Source organism: Kitasatospora sp. NPDC056446, from assembly GCF_042796115.1.
Classification (GTDB): Bacteria; Actinomycetota; Actinomycetes; order Streptomycetales; family Streptomycetaceae; genus Kitasatospora.
In genome coordinates this window covers 1-1,089 of sequence record NZ_JBHTRF010000255.1, presented here as the reverse complement: position 1 = coordinate 1,089, position 1,089 = coordinate 1, and the positions used below count along the sequence as shown (strand labels likewise).

Genomic DNA, 1,089 nt, shown 5'->3' with positions numbered 1-1,089 from the left:
TTCCTCGGCAGCCTCGGCCCGGATACCGAGCAGCGCAGCAGCTACAGCCTGGATGCGCTGGGCGATGACAACTTCCCGCAGGTGGGAAGCCGCGAAGAGGATGCCTGGCCGACCAGCTACCGCCTGACGGTGATGCAGGCCGGTACCCAGATCAACCAACCGGTCGCCTGCGTGGGCAATGGCAGCGTGGCCGGCTGGATCGACTTCAACCGCAATGGCGTGTTCGATGCCAACGAGCGCAGCGGTATCGCGGCCTGTAGTGGTGGCCAGGCGAACCTGACCTGGACCGTGCCCGCCCAGGTACTGGCGGGTACCAGTTACGTGCGCCTGCGCTACTCCACCAACGCGGTCCAGATCCAGAACCCGACCGGCGTGGCCGACGACGGCGAGGTTGAGGACCACCGGATCACCATCACCGCGCCGTCGCTGAAGGTGGTGAAGAGCAATAATGCCACCGGCGGCGTCTGGAACTATGGCCAGGCCGGCACCGAGTACACGCTGACGGTGAGCAACACCAGCGACGTGCCCACCGGCAATCCGCCGAATGTGGCGGCGGGCACGATCACCGTGCGTGACCAGCTGCCGGCCGGTATCGCGCCGAACTGGAGCGGCACGCATGTCAGTGGCAACTGGAGCTGCACCGCCAGCGGCCAGGACGTCACCTGCACCAGCACTCAGGTCCTTGCAGCGGCAGGCAGCGCCGGGTCCAGTTCGGTGTTCACCCTGCCGGTGACCGTCACTGCAGCGGCGACCGGCGTTCTGACCAATCACGCCAGTGTCGGCGGTGGCTACGACCCCTTCAACAGCGGCAATGCGCCCGCACCGGGCGCCAGCTGCACCGATGCCGACCACTGCACGCGCAGCGATGTGACCGTGCCGGTGACGCGTGTGGGCTATGCCAAGCGCTCCAACACGGCCGGCCCGGTCGCGGTGGGCACGACGGTGAGCTACACCGTCGATGTCACCGTGGCCGATGGCAACACCCGCGACGTGCTGACGCTGACCGATACCCTGGGCACCGGCCTGGATTTCGCCAGTGTCAGCAACGCCGGTGCGTTCACCTGCAACGCGGCCAATCCTCTGGTGTGC

1 protein-coding gene is annotated in these 1,089 nt (G+C 67.3%); it reads left to right on the top strand.

The window, feature by feature from the left end:
• Nucleotides 1-1,089: GEVED domain-containing protein (locus tag ACFQ6N_RS41110; protein ID WP_380659236.1), on the top strand; the 1,089-nt coding region annotated here is incomplete at both ends.